Origin of the sequence: Colwellia sp. RSH04 (genome assembly GCF_003545765.1) — a bacterium.
In the GTDB taxonomy this organism is placed as follows: Bacteria; Pseudomonadota; Gammaproteobacteria; order Enterobacterales; family Alteromonadaceae; genus Colwellia.
Window position 1 is genome coordinate 52,041 of the sequence record NZ_QXIO01000012.1, and the last position, 15,528, is coordinate 67,568.

At 36.8% G+C, this 15,528-nt stretch carries 14 protein-coding genes; 11 read left to right on the forward strand and 3 right to left on the reverse strand.

From position 1 onward, the window contains the following. The first annotated feature begins 112 nt into the window (after window positions 1–112). The 6 genes from rbfA (at window position 113) to D1094_RS16165 (ending at window position 7,002) form a co-directional block, all read left to right on the forward strand. Complete coding sequence (gene rbfA / locus D1094_RS16140; protein WP_118961141.1) at window positions 113–520, forward strand: 30S ribosome-binding factor RbfA; 408 nt, start codon at window positions 113–115, stop codon at window positions 518–520. Between the two features lie 3 nt (window positions 521–523). After that, a complete protein-coding gene (gene truB, locus D1094_RS16145) occupies window positions 524–1,471 on the forward strand; it encodes a tRNA pseudouridine(55) synthase TruB (RefSeq protein WP_118961142.1) in 948 nt (315 codons plus the stop codon). Between the two features lie 224 nt (window positions 1,472–1,695). After that, window positions 1,696–1,965, forward strand: a complete 270-nt coding sequence (rpsO, locus tag D1094_RS16150) for a 30S ribosomal protein S15 (protein ID WP_118961143.1) — start codon at window positions 1,696–1,698, stop codon at window positions 1,963–1,965. Window positions 1,966–2,335: 370 nt separating this feature from the next. Continuing rightward, window positions 2,336–4,453, forward strand: coding sequence for a polyribonucleotide nucleotidyltransferase (gene pnp, locus D1094_RS16155; RefSeq protein ID WP_118961144.1), 2,118 nt, complete (start codon window positions 2,336–2,338; stop codon window positions 4,451–4,453). A 114-nt stretch (window positions 4,454–4,567) separates the two neighbouring features. Then, window positions 4,568–5,473: a lipoprotein NlpI gene (gene nlpI / locus D1094_RS16160; RefSeq protein WP_118961145.1), complete on the forward strand. Its 906-nt coding sequence runs from the start codon at window positions 4,568–4,570 to the stop codon at window positions 5,471–5,473. 50 nt (window positions 5,474–5,523) lie between these two features. Continuing rightward, window positions 5,524–7,002, forward strand: a complete 1,479-nt coding sequence (locus D1094_RS16165) for a hypothetical protein (RefSeq protein ID WP_118961146.1) — start codon at window positions 5,524–5,526, stop codon at window positions 7,000–7,002. Window positions 7,003–7,023: 21 nt separating this feature from the next. Here D1094_RS16165 and D1094_RS16170 read toward each other — a convergent pair whose 3' ends face one another. Next, window positions 7,024–7,350, reverse strand: coding sequence for a hypothetical protein (locus D1094_RS16170; RefSeq protein ID WP_118961147.1), 327 nt, complete (start codon window positions 7,348–7,350; stop codon window positions 7,024–7,026). Window positions 7,351–7,553: 203 nt separating this feature from the next. Here D1094_RS16170 and D1094_RS16175 point away from each other — a divergent pair, with 203 nt between their 5' ends. Next, entirely contained in the window at window positions 7,554–9,233 is a 1,680-nt protein-coding gene (locus D1094_RS16175) for a SufS family cysteine desulfurase (protein WP_118961148.1), read from the forward strand. 32 nt (window positions 9,234–9,265) lie between these two features. Here the strand turns inward: D1094_RS16175 and tcdA are convergent, their stop codons facing one another. Together tcdA and D1094_RS16185 are read right to left on the reverse strand one after the other, a co-directional pair. Next, window positions 9,266–10,075, reverse strand: coding sequence for a tRNA cyclic N6-threonylcarbamoyladenosine(37) synthase TcdA (gene tcdA / locus D1094_RS16180; protein ID WP_118961149.1), 810 nt, complete (start codon window positions 10,073–10,075; stop codon window positions 9,266–9,268). A gap of 246 nt (window positions 10,076–10,321) precedes the next feature. Beyond that, window positions 10,322–11,611: a citrate synthase gene (locus tag D1094_RS16185; RefSeq protein ID WP_118961150.1), complete on the reverse strand. Its 1,290-nt coding sequence runs from the start codon at window positions 11,609–11,611 to the stop codon at window positions 10,322–10,324. Between the two features lie 560 nt (window positions 11,612–12,171). On the opposite strand from D1094_RS16185, the gene sdhC reads away from it, so the two are divergent. The 4 genes from sdhC to D1094_RS16205 are packed head-to-tail and all read left to right on the forward strand — an operon-like array spanning window position 12,172 to window position 15,373. Continuing rightward, complete coding sequence (gene sdhC / locus D1094_RS16190; RefSeq protein WP_118961151.1) at window positions 12,172–12,546, forward strand: succinate dehydrogenase, cytochrome b556 subunit; 375 nt, start codon at window positions 12,172–12,174, stop codon at window positions 12,544–12,546. Further along, window positions 12,540–12,887 (forward strand): succinate dehydrogenase, hydrophobic membrane anchor protein, encoded by a 348-nt coding sequence (gene sdhD, locus D1094_RS16195; RefSeq protein ID WP_118961152.1) that lies wholly within the window; start codon window positions 12,540–12,542, stop codon window positions 12,885–12,887. The genes sdhC and sdhD overlap by 7 nt, the downstream gene beginning before the upstream one ends. Continuing rightward, window positions 12,888–14,654 carry a succinate dehydrogenase flavoprotein subunit gene (sdhA, locus tag D1094_RS16200; RefSeq protein WP_118961153.1) on the forward strand — a complete coding sequence of 589 codons (1,767 nt, stop codon included), beginning with the start codon at window positions 12,888–12,890 and terminating at the stop codon, window positions 14,652–14,654. 11 nt (window positions 14,655–14,665) lie between these two features. Then, on the forward strand, window positions 14,666–15,373 hold the full coding sequence (locus D1094_RS16205; RefSeq protein ID WP_118961154.1) for a succinate dehydrogenase iron-sulfur subunit: 708 nt from the start codon (window positions 14,666–14,668) through the stop codon (window positions 15,371–15,373). Window positions 15,374–15,528 lie beyond the last annotated feature (155 nt).

Genomic DNA, 15,528 nt, shown 5'->3' on the forward strand with positions numbered 1-15,528 from the left:
GAATTAATTTAATGTCACAGTAGGTGGAATATATTTAAAAAGGGGCTTATGCCCCTTTTGTGTTGTTAATTGAAAACTAAGCTATCAAGTCTTAGTTTCATAGGAGTATACGATGGCTAGAGAATATGCCCGTACTGATCGTGTAGGTCAGCAAATCCAAAAAGAAATTGCCGTTATTTTAATGCGTGAGATAAAAGATCCCCGCTTAAGTATGACAACCGTTTCAGCCGTAGAGGTCACTCGTGATTTAGCTTATGCAAAAGTTTTTGTAACTTTTTTCAATGATAATGAAGATGAAATTAACGCGTCGCTTGAAGTATTATCAGAAGCAGAAGGTTATATTCGCTCATTACTTGGTAAGCGCTTAAGAGCGCGTATTATGCCTCACTTAAGGTTTGTTTATGACAAATCTATGGCTGAAGGGGTAAGAATGGGTAACTTGGTAGATCAAGCCATTGCCAGTGATAGCAATAGCACTAATGAAAACCCTTCTGAAGACAAAAACGAGCAGGGTGAGTAAACCATGGCAAAGCGTAGAAAAGGTCGAGCAATAAATGGTGTTTTATTATTAGATAAACCTTATGAAATGTCTTCAAATCATGCGCTTCAAGCAGTGAAGCGCATTTATTTTGCTCAAAAAGCAGGACACACTGGTGCATTAGATCCACTTGCAACAGGCATGCTACCAATTTGCCTAGGAGAAGGAACTAAATTTTCTCAATTCTTGTTAGATACAGATAAGACTTACCAGGTTAGGGCAAAGTTAGGTATTCGTACAACAACAAGCGATGCTGATGGCGAAATAGTCAGTGAAAAGCCTGTCAATATTTCTAGTGACCAATTGTTAAATGCATTAGAAAGCTTTCGTGGTACTACCAAACAAATCCCTTCAATGTATTCGGCATTAAAGTATCAAGGACAACCCCTATATAAATATGCACGTGAAGGTATAGAAGTACCAAGAGAAGCACGAGATATAACCGTATTTTCTTTAGATTTACTTCGTTTTGAAAATGATGAAGTTGAATTAAAAATACATGTATCTAAAGGAACCTATATTAGAACTATTATTGATGATTTAGGTGAAATATTAGGTTGTGGTGCTCATGTTGCTGATTTAAGACGGTTAGGCGTGGGTAATTACCCTATAGAGCGAATGGTTACGCTTTCGCATGTTGAATCATTACTTGAACAAGCTAACGAGCAAGGTATTACACCGTCAACATTGTTAGACCCTTTATTACTGCCTATGGAAAGTGCGGTAGATGGTATGCCAGCAGTATATGTTGATGATATGTCGGCTAACTTTTTAAGGCATGGTAACCCTGTACAAGCTCATAATGCACCTGCTGAAGGGAGTGTTCAAGTCTATGTGGGGGAAGATGAAAGTGATGAGCAAGCTGAATTCATTGGCGTTGGTCAAATAAATGATGATGGCTTGGTTGCACCCAAACGAATCGTTGTAATTTAAACCATGTTAAGAGTATTTAAGTTAAGTACTCTTACGGCGTTATTTTAGGCATGATGAAAAGTAAAATAATAGAGGTGAAAGGTTTACCTTGCAATTTACTTGCTTACTGCTAGAATACGCGCTCTTTCGTCATCGATGCTGAATTAGTGTTTGGCTTGATGGTTATTTAATACTTTATTTTACAAAACTTTGTATCGATAAAGTTCACACTAAGGATAAAAATTATGTCTTTAAACGCTGCTGAAAAAGCTGCAATTGTTGCAGAATACGCACATAAAGAAGGTGACACTGGTTCTCCAGAAGTACAAGTTGCTTTGTTATCAACACAAATCAACCACTTACAAGGTCACTTTAAAGAGCACATCCATGATCACCACTCACGTCGTGGTTTATTACGTATGGTTGCTCAACGTCGTAAGCTTCTTGATTACTTAAAAGGCAAGAACGTTGAACGTTACTCTGCTTTAATTGAAAAGCTAGGTTTACGTCGCTAAGACAAATTTTCAATAGAAAATTTACTGAAAGGAGCCGATTGGCTCCTTTTTTTATGCGTTTTTTTCGTTTTAATGACAAATAATGTAAAACTTTGATCTTTTTTGTTGTTTCTAACCCTCTCATTGTTTTTCACACTGGTAAATCACGTACAGGGCAGTATAATGTGCGAGCAATTTATTAAGTTGCAACGTGTTACTGCTACTTCAATCTATTTTTGATTTTAGTTAACAGCGGCATATAAAAGATATAATCAATCAAACTGTATAATTTTTTGTTCAACTCTTCTTTGCTTTTGCTATGAGTGAATAAATAATTGTACAGATTGATTAACGTTTATAAATAATCAAATATATAAAGGACATTAATTAGATGTTAAATCCGATTACTAAAAAATTTCAGTTTGGTCAACATACTGTAACATTAGAAACTGGCGCAATCGCGCGTCAAGCAAGTGCTGCTGTTATGGCAAGTATGGACGATACAAGTGTATTAGTCTCTGTAGTTGCTAAAAAAGAAGCCGTTGCTGGTCAAGACTTCTTCCCGCTAACAGTTAACTATCAAGAAAGAAGTTATGCTGCTGGTAAAATCCCAGGCAGTTTTTTCAAACGTGAAGGTCGTCCATCTGAAGAAGAAACATTAATTGCACGCTTAATTGACCGTCCAATTCGTCCATTATTCCCAGAAGGTTTTACTAACGAAGTTCAAGTTATCATCACCGTTGTTTCAGTTAACCCTGAAATTTCTCCTGATATCATTTCATTAATTGGTACTTCTGCTGCATTAGCTATTTCAGGTGCGCCATTCAATGGTCCTGTGGGTGCTGCACGCGTTGGTTACACTGACGGTAAATATTTACTTAACCCATTACAGTCTGAGTTACCTGAAAGTGAACTTGACTTAGTGGTTTCAGGTACAGATTCAGCAGTATTAATGGTTGAATCAGAAGCTGACGTGCTTTCTGAAGAGGTTATGTTAGGTGCAGTTGTTTATGGTCATGAGCAAATGCAAACAGCTATTACTGCAATTAAAGAGTTTAAAGCTGAAGTTAACAACCCAAGCTGGGATTGGTCTGCGCCAGAGAAAAACACTGAGTTAGCAGCAAAAATTGCTGAGTTATCAGAAGCACAAGTTAATGAAGCGTATCAAATCACTGAAAAAGCGGTACGTTATGAACGTGTTGCTGAAATTAGAAACTCAGTAGTTGAGCAATTACTTGCTGAAAATGAAGAGCTTGATGTTCAAGAAGCAAAAGATTTATTCCATGACTTAGAGAAAACGGTTGTACGTGGCCGTATTACTGATGGTAACCCTCGTATAGATGGTCGTGATCCTGAGTCAGTTCGTGCTTTAGATGTAATGACAGGTGTATTACCACGTACTCATGGTAGTTCTGTTTTTACTCGTGGTGAAACGCAAGCATTAGTTACAGCAACATTAGGTACTCAACGTGATGCTCAACGTTTAGATACTATTATGGGTGAGAAAACTGATGCATTCATGCTTCATTACAACTTCCCTCCATATTGTGTAGGTGAAACAGGCTTTGTTGGTTCTCCTAAGCGTCGTGAAATTGGTCATGGTCGTCTAGCTAAGCGTGGTATGTTAGCTGTAATGCCTACGGTTGAAGAATTCCCGTATGCTGTTCGTGTCGTATCAGAAATTACTGAATCAAATGGTTCATCTTCAATGGCATCAGTTTGTGGTACGTCATTAGCACTAATGGATGCAGGTGTTCCAATCAAAGCCTCTGTTGCTGGTATTGCAATGGGTCTTGTTAAAGAAGGCGAAAAGTTTGTTGTTCTTTCAGACATTTTAGGTGATGAAGATCACTTAGGTGATATGGACTTTAAAGTTGCGGGTACTACAGAAGGTATCACTGCTTTACAGATGGATATCAAAATTGAAGGTATCACGCAAGAAATCATGCAAATTGCTTTAAACCAAGCAAAAGCTGCACGTACGCATATCTTATCTGTTATGGATGAAGCGATTGCTGGCCATAGAGACGACATTTCAGAGTTTGCGCCTCGTATTCATACAATGAAAGTTAGTCAAGATAAGATCCGCGACATTATTGGTAAAGGTGGTGCAACTATTCGTCAATTGACTGAAGAAACAGGCACGACTATTGAAATTGATGATGATGGTACTGTTAAAATTGCGGCAACTGACGGCGAGCAAGCTAAAGATGCTATCGCAAGAATTACAGCACTTACGGCTGAAATTGAAGTAGGTACTATTTACACTGGTAAAGTAGTTCGTATCGTAGACTTTGGTGCTTTTGTAAATGTATTACCGGGTAAAGATGGTTTAGTACATATTTCTCAAATATCAGAAGAGCGTGTTAATAATGTAAGTGATGTGCTTTCTGAAGGACAAGAAGTTACGGTTAAAGTACTTGAGGTTGACCGCCAAGGCCGTGTACGTTTAAGTATCAAAGAAGCAATTGAAAAGCCTGCTGAAGAAGCGGCGCCAGTTGAAGAATAAGTAAAATTTTACGAATTCTTTGTTAAAAGGGAGCCTTATGGCTCCTTTTTTGTATATAATGCTCAGTACTTATTCAGTATAGCTTTTTAATTTTAAGGCATTTTTGTGCACTCAATGATCAATAAAGTCGTATTTCCTTTGGTAATGGCCTTAGCTCTCTTTAATCAAGGTTGTAATTCAACAACGACATTAACCACTCCTAGTAATCCCGCAAAAATGGGCGAACTCATTATTGCTGAACCATTACCAGTAAATTATAAAAGCGAGATTGCAATAGCTCGATTATCTGAAGTACTTACTCGTGTTCAAATATCAGAAGAGCAAAGAGCTCAGCTTTTTTATGACCGTGGAGTATTGTTTGATAGTGTAGGGTTACGTTCTTTAGCAAGACTCGATTTTAGTAGAGCCCTACAGCTAAAGCCTAATTTAGTTGATGCATATAACTTTTTAGGTATTCACTACACACAAATGCAAGAGTTTTCGCAAGCTTATGAACAGTTTGATTCTGCGTTAGAATTAGCGCCATTGCATGAATATGCTTATTTAAATCGAGGTATAGCATTATATTATGGCGCTAGACCAGAACTTGCAGTACAAGACTTTGAAGCCTTTCACCATCAGCAACTTGATGATCCTTACCGTATATTGTGGCTTTATTTAACAGAACATGAAGTGGATGCTAAACAAGCTATTCACCAACTAAACAAACGAATAAAAAATGTAGATGATAGAACGTGGGCTAAGCAAGTCATTAAAATGTACATTGGCGAGTTATCTCAACAAGAGTTTATTAATAGCTTAACGTATGGTGTTGAAACCAATAAACAGTTAACAGATCGACTATGCGAAGCCTATTTTTATTTAGGAAAGTATAACCAAATTTTAGGGGATGAACTGGCAGCGGCAAACTTCTTTAAACTATCACTTAGCACTAATGTTTATGAATTTGTTGAACATCGTTATGCTAAGTTAGAGTTAGATTTAATGTCTAGTACTAAAGCTTTGAGCACTGTTCCTTAACATTACTTTCACTTAAAATGAATTTTAGATTACTAATAATAACGAGTTTGATGCTATTGCCGTCAAGCTCGTTTTTTTTATCTAACCATTTAACGGTATTAATAGAGCAACAAAATCATAATGAGCAACAACTACAGTATGCGTTAACTCGCAATAATAGTGCAGCATTTCGTCACGTTGTATTGAATAGCCGAAAGGGAAGTGAACCTTGGTTTGTTGCACAAAAAGCATTAGCAAAAATTGATGCAAACGCTGCATTATCGCTTGCAAAGTGGTATCAAAAGCAAAGCCTTTTATTAACGAATTTATCACTTGAAAATTACACTTTAACTAAGCATAAAATGGAAATGTGGTTAGAGCAGGCGGTAAGATTAAAAAATATAGAAGCCAGTGCTATTTTAGCTCAACATTATTTAGAAAATGAATTACTTGATAAAGCAAAGATAGTCATACAGGCAATACCAAAACAAAGCATGCAAGGTGTTTTATTAAAAATTAAACTAGCTATTGCAACTGGCGATCAAAGTCAGCTTCAAATATTGATGAAAAAACATGAAGCTAATCTTAAGCAAACCGTTGAAGGGCAAAGCTTATTAAATGATATATATAAGTTTAACGTGTTAGCTTTACCGTTAGAATCAAATCAGACTGACAACTATCAATCCTGTGTAAGTAGTTTGCAATTATTTGCCAGCCAACTTTCTCACTTATATAAATTAGAAGAGCTTGTGACAAGCTTTCGAGAAAAAAAACTAAGTCAGCACATTTGTATTGCGCCAATTCGTTATATTAGTAACCAAATGCTCGATTGTAAAACTGAGCATAACTTAGCTATCGCTTGTGATGAAACAGGCTTTTCCCATGTTGCCTCAACAGTTGACACTCGGCATATAGGCATAATGCTTGGTGAAGGCGGTGCTAACGTTCATTTTGGTATTTTATATTTTGATAAAAATGATTCTGTAGACGTCTTTAGTCATGAAATAACTCATTTAATGGGGTTTATTGATGAATATCCGTTAAATGAACAACATGATGCTTGTTCTGGCATACAAACAGAGACGTTTGCGCATAATATATCTGTGCTATCACCCACATATCAAGGAGAGCGAAAAGAAGTTAGAGCTCAAATTTTAAAGCAAATATCTTGGTCAAAAGCGATTGAGAAAACAACCCCAATTTTACAACCCCTTGCAGGAGCTAAAAAACATTGGCGATTAGGTACGCCAAAAGAGTATCAACATAAAGTAGGACTATTTCCGGCAAATAGTTGTGAAAGTACTCTATTACAATCACAAAATTTGATACAGGCTTTTAAACCACTTTATCAAAGAACACATTTGGAGTATTTCGAGTATGAAATACCCACTGTATATTTATCATTGTTAGCTCAACAGCCAAAAAGCTACCTTATGCCAAGCTTTCATTGGAATATTGCTTTAGCACAATATTTAGCTGGCAATACTAAAGAGGCAAAACACTGGTTATCCATATCACAGTCATGGCACTTTAAACTAGCCGACAATTAACTGTGAAGCTTGATACATGTGTTATTGACTAACCTTTTGTTTAGTTTGATTTAATGGAATAGTTTCTGGTTTATCATTTAATGAATATGGTTTTATTTCTGGCTGGGTAGGAGATTTTAGTGGTATTACTGAGTTTTTAGGCGCGCATTTATCATTCTTAGCTTGTGCTAAAGGCCAATAAGTGAATTTGCTTATGTACTCAATTTCTTGAGCCGACTTTTTTTGAATTCCTTTAATCCGTTCATTTTCCTCCTTGAGCTGTTGAGCTAAAAAGTTTCTTCTGGTGCGAAAACTAATTTTGCTTGTCAATTGAACGGCTACATATACAAACCAAGAGTGGAAGTTCATAGACTGTCACCATTTTATATTTACCTATATACTTATAGTTGAGTTTCTTCTTTAATTCCTCTTTTTACTTTGCTTATATTGCTATTTAAAGCCACAGTTTTACAGCCTTTTAGTCTAATGTTTAAATAAGATATTAAAATAAATGTAAAAATTCAGGTATAATCGATGTCGAAATTTATCAATAATTTTTATTTTCTACCGCTATGACACAGTTCTCACCGACCCAGTTTAGAAATAATTTTCCATTACTTCATTTGAAAATTGATAACAAAGCGCTTATCTATTTTGATAATGCTGCAACCACTCAAAAACCGCAGTGTGTATTAAAGGCTATTAATCACTATTATCAATATCAAAATGCTAATGTTCATCGTGCGTCACATTATTTAAGTAGTGAAGCAACGACTGCTTTTGAAGAAGCTCGTGAAAAAGTGAGAGCTTTTATTAATGCCGGTAGTACAAAAGAAGTTATTTGGACTAAAGGGACGACTGAAAGTATCAATTTAGTTAGTCAAAGCTTGGGGTTGGATCACTTAACAGAAGGTGATGAGATCGTTTTATCTGAATCAGAGCACCATGCGAATATTGTTCCTTGGCAAATAGTTGCTCAGAAAATGGGTGTAACCATACGAGTGTTACCGTTGACGAAGTTTGGCACTATTGATATCTCAAATATCGAGACAATAATTAACGCTAAAACAAAAATAGTTGCTATAGCACATGTTTCAAATGTTTTGGGTAAAATTAACCCTATTGAAACAGTAATAAATAGAGCCAAAAAGGTTGGTGCATTAACCCTAATTGACGGTGCACAAGCTATTGCTCATCTTACTATTGATGTACAAAAATTAGATTGTGATTTTTATGTTTTTTCAGCTCACAAAGTATTTGGTCCAACGGGAGTAGGTGTCTTGTATGGTAAAGAAGCTATATTGAATACCATGCAGCCTTATCAATCAGGTGGAGAAATGATTAAAACAGTGAGTTTTTATAAACCCACTACCTTTAATGCTTTGCCGTTTAAGTTTGAAGCAGGCACAGCTAACATCTCAAGCATCGTTGCTTTTGCTAAAACAATTGACTTTATTAAGCCATATATTCAAGAGTCGATTGATTATAGTGAGTATGAAAAACAGATAACCCGATATTGTTATCAGCAACTAGCAAGTATTAAAGGGGTTACTTTTATTAGCGAAGGTACTCCTGATATTCCTGTGCTTTCATTTACATTGAACGGCCATCATAATCATGACGTAGCAAGTATGCTTGATAGTTATGGTATCGCGGTAAGAGCAGGGCATCATTGTGCTATGCCTCTGATGGAATACTTGACTATTTCAGGATGTATTAGGGTGTCATTAGCACCTTATAATACCTATGAAGAAATAGATATTATGATTAACGCAATACATAACATAGTGTCTAATGAGAATTTTATTGATTCAAATAATACAGCACAAGAAAACGTAAGAACGTCACTAAATGAAATAACGCTTGATAGTATTATAGAAAAATTCAGTAAAATAAAAGGCTGGGATAATCGACATCGCGAAATTATGCTGCTTGGCAAAACGTTAACTCGGTTAAATAAAGCGGAGCGTAGAGACGAATATTTAATTAAAGGCTGCGAGTCGCTTGCTTGGTTAAAAATAGAAAAAACTGAGCGTAATACATTTTTACTTTCTGCAGATAGCGATGCAAAGATAATACGGGGTTTGCTTGTTATTGTTTTATCTGCTTATAACGGGAAAACAGCGGAAGAAATTAAACAGTTTACTATTGAAGAATATTTCAGCAAACTTGGTTTGCTTCAACATCTCAGCCCATCACGAGGTAATGGGCTACGGGCTATTGTTGAAACTATTAAAAGAACAGTTAAATAACTGTCTTATTCATTATGACAATTAGAAATGGATTAAACCTTCTTCCATTTTAAATACTTATCAATAGCTCTTCCGACAGCAAAAAATGCAAAGCTAGCTGTAACGTGTGTGGTAGCACCAAAGCCACCGCTGCAGTCTAGTCGCATTGAACTGCCTTTTTGTTCGTTTTGTTGTTTTGCAAAGCAGACATCACCATGCGCATCAGGATAACGGAGTTGCTCGGTAGAAAAAATAGCATCAATTGAGAATTTCCGTTTACTTGCTTTTGACAAGTCAGCTCTTGGGAAATTAAACTCGCGTCTTAACTGATTTTTTACCTTTGCTAAAAGTGGATCTTGGTAGGTTTGACTTAAATCGCTAATTGCTATTTTACTCGGATCAACCTGACCACCTGCACCACCAATGGTAATTATGGGAGTTTTATTTCGCTTACAATAAGCGATCAAACGAGATTTAATATCAACAGAATCGATGGCATCTATTACATAATCATAATTGACAGACATGAGATCTGCTAAGTTATCTTTAGTGACGAAGTCTTCAATGGCGTTGACTTGGCAATCTGGGTTAATTTGTTTGATGCGTTCCATCATAACATCAACTTTGCTTAAGCCAATATTGTCTGTTAATGCATGAATTTGTCGGTTAACGTTAGTAATACAAATGTCATCTAAATCGATGAGCGTTAAATTACCAATGCCATTTCTCGCCAAAGCTTCTGCTACCCATGAGCCGACACCACCAATACCAATAACACAGAAGTGACCTTGATGAAGAAAGTCGGCACCTTGTTGACCATATAGGCGAGTAATTCCACCGAAACGTAAAGAATAATCAGACATAAATTAGAACGAAATAAGTATAAGGTAATAATTGGCGGTATTATAACGTTCGAAGACACTCAGTAAAGAAAAGATTTTCTTAAATAAAGCAGGGCACAATAAAATACAAAATAAAGATATACTGTCGACAATATGCGATATTAGCGTTGTGAATAATTATTATTTTTAATTCTATTGGTGTGACAAAAACAACCCAATAAAAAAGGCAGTAAAAACTGCCTTTAAAAGTCGTGATTATAGTAAGAACTATTTTCTACTGTTTAAAGGAACAAATTCACGATTGATTTCACCGGTATATTTTTGGCGAGGACGACCAATTTTTTGACCTGGTTGAGATAACATCTCATCCCAGTGAGCAATCCAACCGACAGTTCTAGACATAGCAAAGATGACTGTGAACATACTGGTAGGGATACCAATAGCTTTCAAAATTATACCCGAGTAGAAATCAACATTAGGGTAAAGCTTCTTCTCAATAAAATATGGATCTTCAAGTGCTACTTTTTCAAGAGCCATGGCAACATCAAGCAGTGGATCTTTAATTCCTAACTCTTTTAGTACCTCATGACACGTTTCACGCATCACGGTAGCACGAGGGTCAAAGTTTTTGTACACACGATGACCAAAGCCCATTAAGCGGAATGAATCATTCTTATCTTTTGCTTTAGCAACATACTCATCAACCCTATCTAAAGTACCAATTTCTTCAAGCATCGTTAAACAGGCTTCATTAGCACCACCGTGAGCTGGTCCCCATAAAGAAGCAACACCAGCTGCGATACAAGCATAAGGGTTAGCACCAGAAGAGCCGGCTAAACGTACTGTTGATGTTGAAGCGTTTTGTTCATGATCAGCATGTAAAGTAAATATTCTATCCATCGCTTGCGCGAGAATAGGGCTAACTTTATATTCTTCAGCAGGAACAGAAAACATCATATGTAAGAAGTTTTCCGCGTAAGATAAATCATTACGTGGATATACAAAAGGTTGTCCCATACTGTATTTGTATGCCATTGCTGCAATAGTCGGCATTTTAGCAATCAAACGATGTGCACTACGCTTGCGCTGTTCCGGATCATCAATATCTAAATCACTATGGTAGAAAGAAGACATTGCACCTACAACACCACATAGCATTGCCATTGGGTGAGCATCAGGTAAGAAACCATGGAAGAAATGCGCAAGTTTCTCGTGTACTAAGGTATGCGTTGTGATTATTGAGGTGAATTTATCATATTCTGCTTGTGTAGGCGCGCTGCCATTCAATAAAATATAACAAACTTCAAGGTAATCTGCTTCTTTAGCCAGGCTATCAATTGGGTAGCCACGGTGTTGAAGAATGCCATTGCTGCCATCAATATAAGTGATTGAAGATTCACAAGATGCAGTTGCTAAAAAGCCTGGGTCGTATGTAAAGTAGCCATGGCTACCTAAGGTTCTAATGTCAATTACATCTGTGCCTGCCGTACCCTTTAAAATTGGCAGTTCGGTTATTTCTTTGCCATCAATACTTAGAGAGGCTTTTGAGTCAGCCATATGTTTTATCCCCTATCAATTATAATTTTGTAATTTAATAATAACTAAATTTGTAGCAAATTTTGCTGCGTTGAAAAATTAGTCACTTTTACTGAATATAAAACTGTCGACATTCTACCCTGAAAATGATTTAAATTGTAAGAGTAATTATACTAAAGTTTAACATGGGTCATTAAATTGATTAAAAAAAAGGCACATGTTGTTAGCTAACATGGATAATTGTAATTATTGTATTTCAGCTATATAATCTCTGCGTTCAGTAGCTGTTTTACTTGTTGTTCATAGATTTAAATTGAATTTTTCATTTTGATCTTATTCCAAAGTCTAACTAGTAAGGTTTGATTAAGTTAGTTAAACTTGTGTTCGATTTGGTAAACTTTACTTAAATAACAAAATATGTGTATTTATGAATTGTATACATAATATACTGTTTAGGTCTGTAAATAGTTACCGTTCACTTCGGGAATTACTTTTTATGTTAGCCATTGGTTTTCTATAAAGGTAGTTCATGAGTAACAATAATAAAAGTTGAAGGCTTTCGAGCTCTTTAGGCAACAATTGTGAAAAAACAACGTCCTGTAAACCTAGATCTAACTACAATAAAGATGCATCCAGCAGCAAATGCTTCTATCTTACATCGTATTTCTGGTGTAATTATGGTATTTGCAATAGGTATCTTATTGTGGACACTCTCAACCTCTCTATCTTCTGCTGAAGGATTTGCGCAAATTCAAGATTATCTTGATGGCGTATTCTTTAAATTTATTGTCTTAGGCTGTTTATCTGCTTTGACCTACCATATTTTAGCAGGTGTACGTCACTTGTTTATGGACTTAGGTCACTTTGAAGAACTAGCTTCAGGTAATATGACCGCCAAATTAGTTATCGTACTTTGGTTGGTTATCACCGTTATAGTAGGAGTTTGGTTATGGTAAATATTGTCGCATCAGCAGGCCGTAATGGCGTGCATGATTTTATTCTCTTAAGAGCTAGTGCAGTAATTCTTGTACTATACACCTTACTTCTTGCAGGATTCTTTGTTGTAACGCCAAACGTTACCTTTGATATTTGGCAAGGCTTTTTTGCTTGTACAGGTGTTAAAATTGCAACCTTGTTAGCATTAGCTGCATTACTTGCACATGCTAAAATTGGTATTTGGCAAGTATTGTCAGATTATATTAAAGCGCCTTTTTTACGTGGTGTTTTGCAATTCTTCTTTTCAGTTCTTTTATTAGTCTACGTTGCTGCAGGCTTCTTAATTGTGTGGGGTGTGTAAGTGAGCGTTCCTATTCGTGAATTCGATGCCATAGTAATTGGCGCAGGTGGCGCAGGTATGCGTGCCGCATTAGCTATTTCTGAGTCAGGCCAATCATGTGCTTTGATCTCAAAAGTATTTCCAACTCGTTCTCATACAGTATCTGCTCAAGGTGGTATTACCGTTGCTTTAGGCAATGCCCATGAAGATCACTGGGAACAACATATGTACGATACAGTAAAAGGTTCTGATTATATCGGTGACCAAGATGCTATTGAATACATGTGTAAAACTGGCCCAGAGTCAGTAATAGAATTAGAAAAAATGGGATTACCATTTTCTCGTTTTGAAGATGGCCGCGTATACCAGCGTCCATTTGGTGGTCAATCTAAAAACTTCGGTGGAGAGCAAGCTGCTCGTACTGCTGCTGCTGCTGACCGTACAGGTCATGCACTTTTACATTGTCTTTACCAACAAAATGTAAAAAATAAAACGAATGTGTACTCTGAGTGGTATGCATTAGATCTTGTTAAAAATTCAGATGGTGCCGTTGTAGGTACAACCGCTATTTGTATTGAAACAGGTGAGATTGTTTACTTTAAAGCGCGCGCTACTGTGCTTGCAACAGGTGGTGCAGGGCGAATCTTTGCGTCAACGACCAACGCTCATATTAATACGGGTGATGGTGTTGGTATGTCACTTCGTGCTGGTATTCAAATGCAAGACATGGAAATGTGGCAGTTCCATCCAACGGGTATTGCTGGTGCTGGTGTACTTGTAACTGAAGGGTGTCGTGGTGAAGGTGGTTATCTACTTAATAAAGACGGTGAACGCTTCATGGAACGTTACGCACCAAATGCTAAAGATTTAGCAGGTCGTGATGTTGTAGCGCGTTCAATGATGACTGAAATTCGTGAAGGTCGTGGTTGTGATGGTCCTTGGGGCCCACATATCAAACTTAAACTAGATCACTTAGGTAAAGAAACGTTAGAGAAACGTTTACCAGGTGTTTGTGATTTATCACGTACATTTGCTCACGTTGATCCGGTTGAAGAGCCTATTCCAGTTATTCCAACGTGTCACTACCAAATGGGTGGTGTACCTTGTAATGTTAATGGTCAAGCTATTAATATTGCGGCTGATGGTACTGAAACGATCGTTGACGGCTTATTTGCTGTTGGTGAAATTGCTTGTGTATCGGTACATGGAGCAAATCGTCTAGGTGGTAACTCGTTACTTGATTTAGTCGTATTTGGCCGTGCAGCAGGTAATTTCTTAGGTAAATACCTAAATGATACTGAGTTTGGTAAAGAAGCTACTGAATCTGATTTAGACGCTGCATTAGCACGTACTAATCGCTGGGAATCTTCAACGAAAGGTGAAGACCCAGTTCAAATTCGTAAAGACTTACAGCAGTGTATGCAACTTAACTTCTCGGTATTCCGTGAAGGTGAAGCAATGGCTCAAGGCATGAAAGAATTAACTGAAATTCGTGAGCGCCTTAAAGAAGCACGCTTAGACGACAAGTCATCTGAATTTAACACACAACGTATTGAGTGTTTAGAGCTAGATAACTTAATGGAAACAGCTTTCTGTTCAGCTAAAGCGGCTAACTTCCGTACTGAATCTCGTGGTGCGCATGCAAGACAAGATTTTACCGAGCGTGATGATGAAAACTGGTTATGTCACTCTGTATATACGCCAGAAACAGAAGAAATGACAAAGCGTGATGTAAACATGAAACCTATTCACCGCGAAGCTTTCCCTCCGAAAGCCCGTGTATACTAAGGAGCATTGTAATGAAACAGTTATTTTCGATTTACCGTTATAACCCAGATGTTGATAATGCACCTTACATGAAGGACTACGAATTAGAACTAGCTGATGGCTCTGATTTAATGGTACTTGATGCATTAATGTTACTTAAAGAGCAAGATTCAACATTATCTTTTAGACGTTCATGTCGTGAAGGTGTTTGTGGTTCTGATGGCTTGAACATGAATGGTAAAAATGGTTTAGCGTGTATTACGCCATTATCAGAATTGAAAGCCAATAAAATTGTTTTACGTCCTTTACCGGGCTTACCGGTAGTACGTGATTTAATTATTGATATGACTCAGTTCTATAATCAATATGAGAAAATTAAACCATTCTTAATTAATGATTCACAAGAGCCTGCACGTGAAAACTTACAGTCGATTGAAGAGCGTGAAAAGTTAGACGGTCTTTATGAGTGTATTTTATGTGCATGTTGTTCAACGTCATGTCCTTCATTCTGGTGGAATCCTGACAAGTTCATCGGCCCTGCAGGTTTATTGCACGCATATCGTTTCTTAATTGATAGCCGTGATACTGCAACTGAAGAACGTTTAGACGGTTTACAAGATGCTTACAGCGTATTCCGTTGCCATGGCATTATGAACTGTGTAGATGTTTGTCCAAAAGGGTTAAATCCAACAAAAGCGATTGGTCATATTAAATCAATGTTATTAAAACGTGCGGTTTAATAAGATATAGCTTTATATAAGTTCAGGATATTAGTTAGTAAAAGAAAATGTACCCTAATATCCTGAATTTTTAAGCACTTTAAGTGCTTTTAGTATATATTTATTTAGAATTTAAGCGTAACTGTTTAATTGGTTCTAGTTAAGTGGTTACTTAT

Bases quoted from the DNA above. Each gene is read 5' to 3' on its own strand.
- truB (WP_118961142.1), top strand. From the start codon at position 524: ATGGCAAAGCGTAGAAAAGGTCGAGCAATAAATGGTGTTTTATTATTA.
- D1094_RS16185 (WP_118961150.1), bottom strand. From the start codon at position 11,611: ATGGCTGACTCAAAAGCCTCTCTAAGTATTGATGGCAAAGAAATAACC.
- D1094_RS16165 (WP_118961146.1), top strand. From the start codon at position 5,524: ATGCTATTGCCGTCAAGCTCGTTTTTTTTATCTAACCATTTAACGGTA.
- D1094_RS16205 (WP_118961154.1), top strand. From the start codon at position 14,666: ATGAAACAGTTATTTTCGATTTACCGTTATAACCCAGATGTTGATAAT.
- nlpI (WP_118961145.1), top strand. From the start codon at position 4,568: ATGATCAATAAAGTCGTATTTCCTTTGGTAATGGCCTTAGCTCTCTTT.
- sdhD (WP_118961152.1), top strand. From the start codon at position 12,540: ATGGTAAATATTGTCGCATCAGCAGGCCGTAATGGCGTGCATGATTTT.
- rpsO (WP_118961143.1), top strand. From the start codon at position 1,696: ATGTCTTTAAACGCTGCTGAAAAAGCTGCAATTGTTGCAGAATACGCA.
- rbfA (WP_118961141.1), top strand. From the start codon at position 113: ATGGCTAGAGAATATGCCCGTACTGATCGTGTAGGTCAGCAAATCCAA.
- pnp (WP_118961144.1), top strand. From the start codon at position 2,336: ATGTTAAATCCGATTACTAAAAAATTTCAGTTTGGTCAACATACTGTA.
- D1094_RS16170 (WP_118961147.1), bottom strand. From the start codon at position 7,350: ATGAACTTCCACTCTTGGTTTGTATATGTAGCCGTTCAATTGACAAGC.
- D1094_RS16175 (WP_118961148.1), top strand. From the start codon at position 7,554: ATGACACAGTTCTCACCGACCCAGTTTAGAAATAATTTTCCATTACTT.
- tcdA (WP_118961149.1), bottom strand. From the start codon at position 10,075: ATGTCTGATTATTCTTTACGTTTCGGTGGAATTACTCGCCTATATGGT.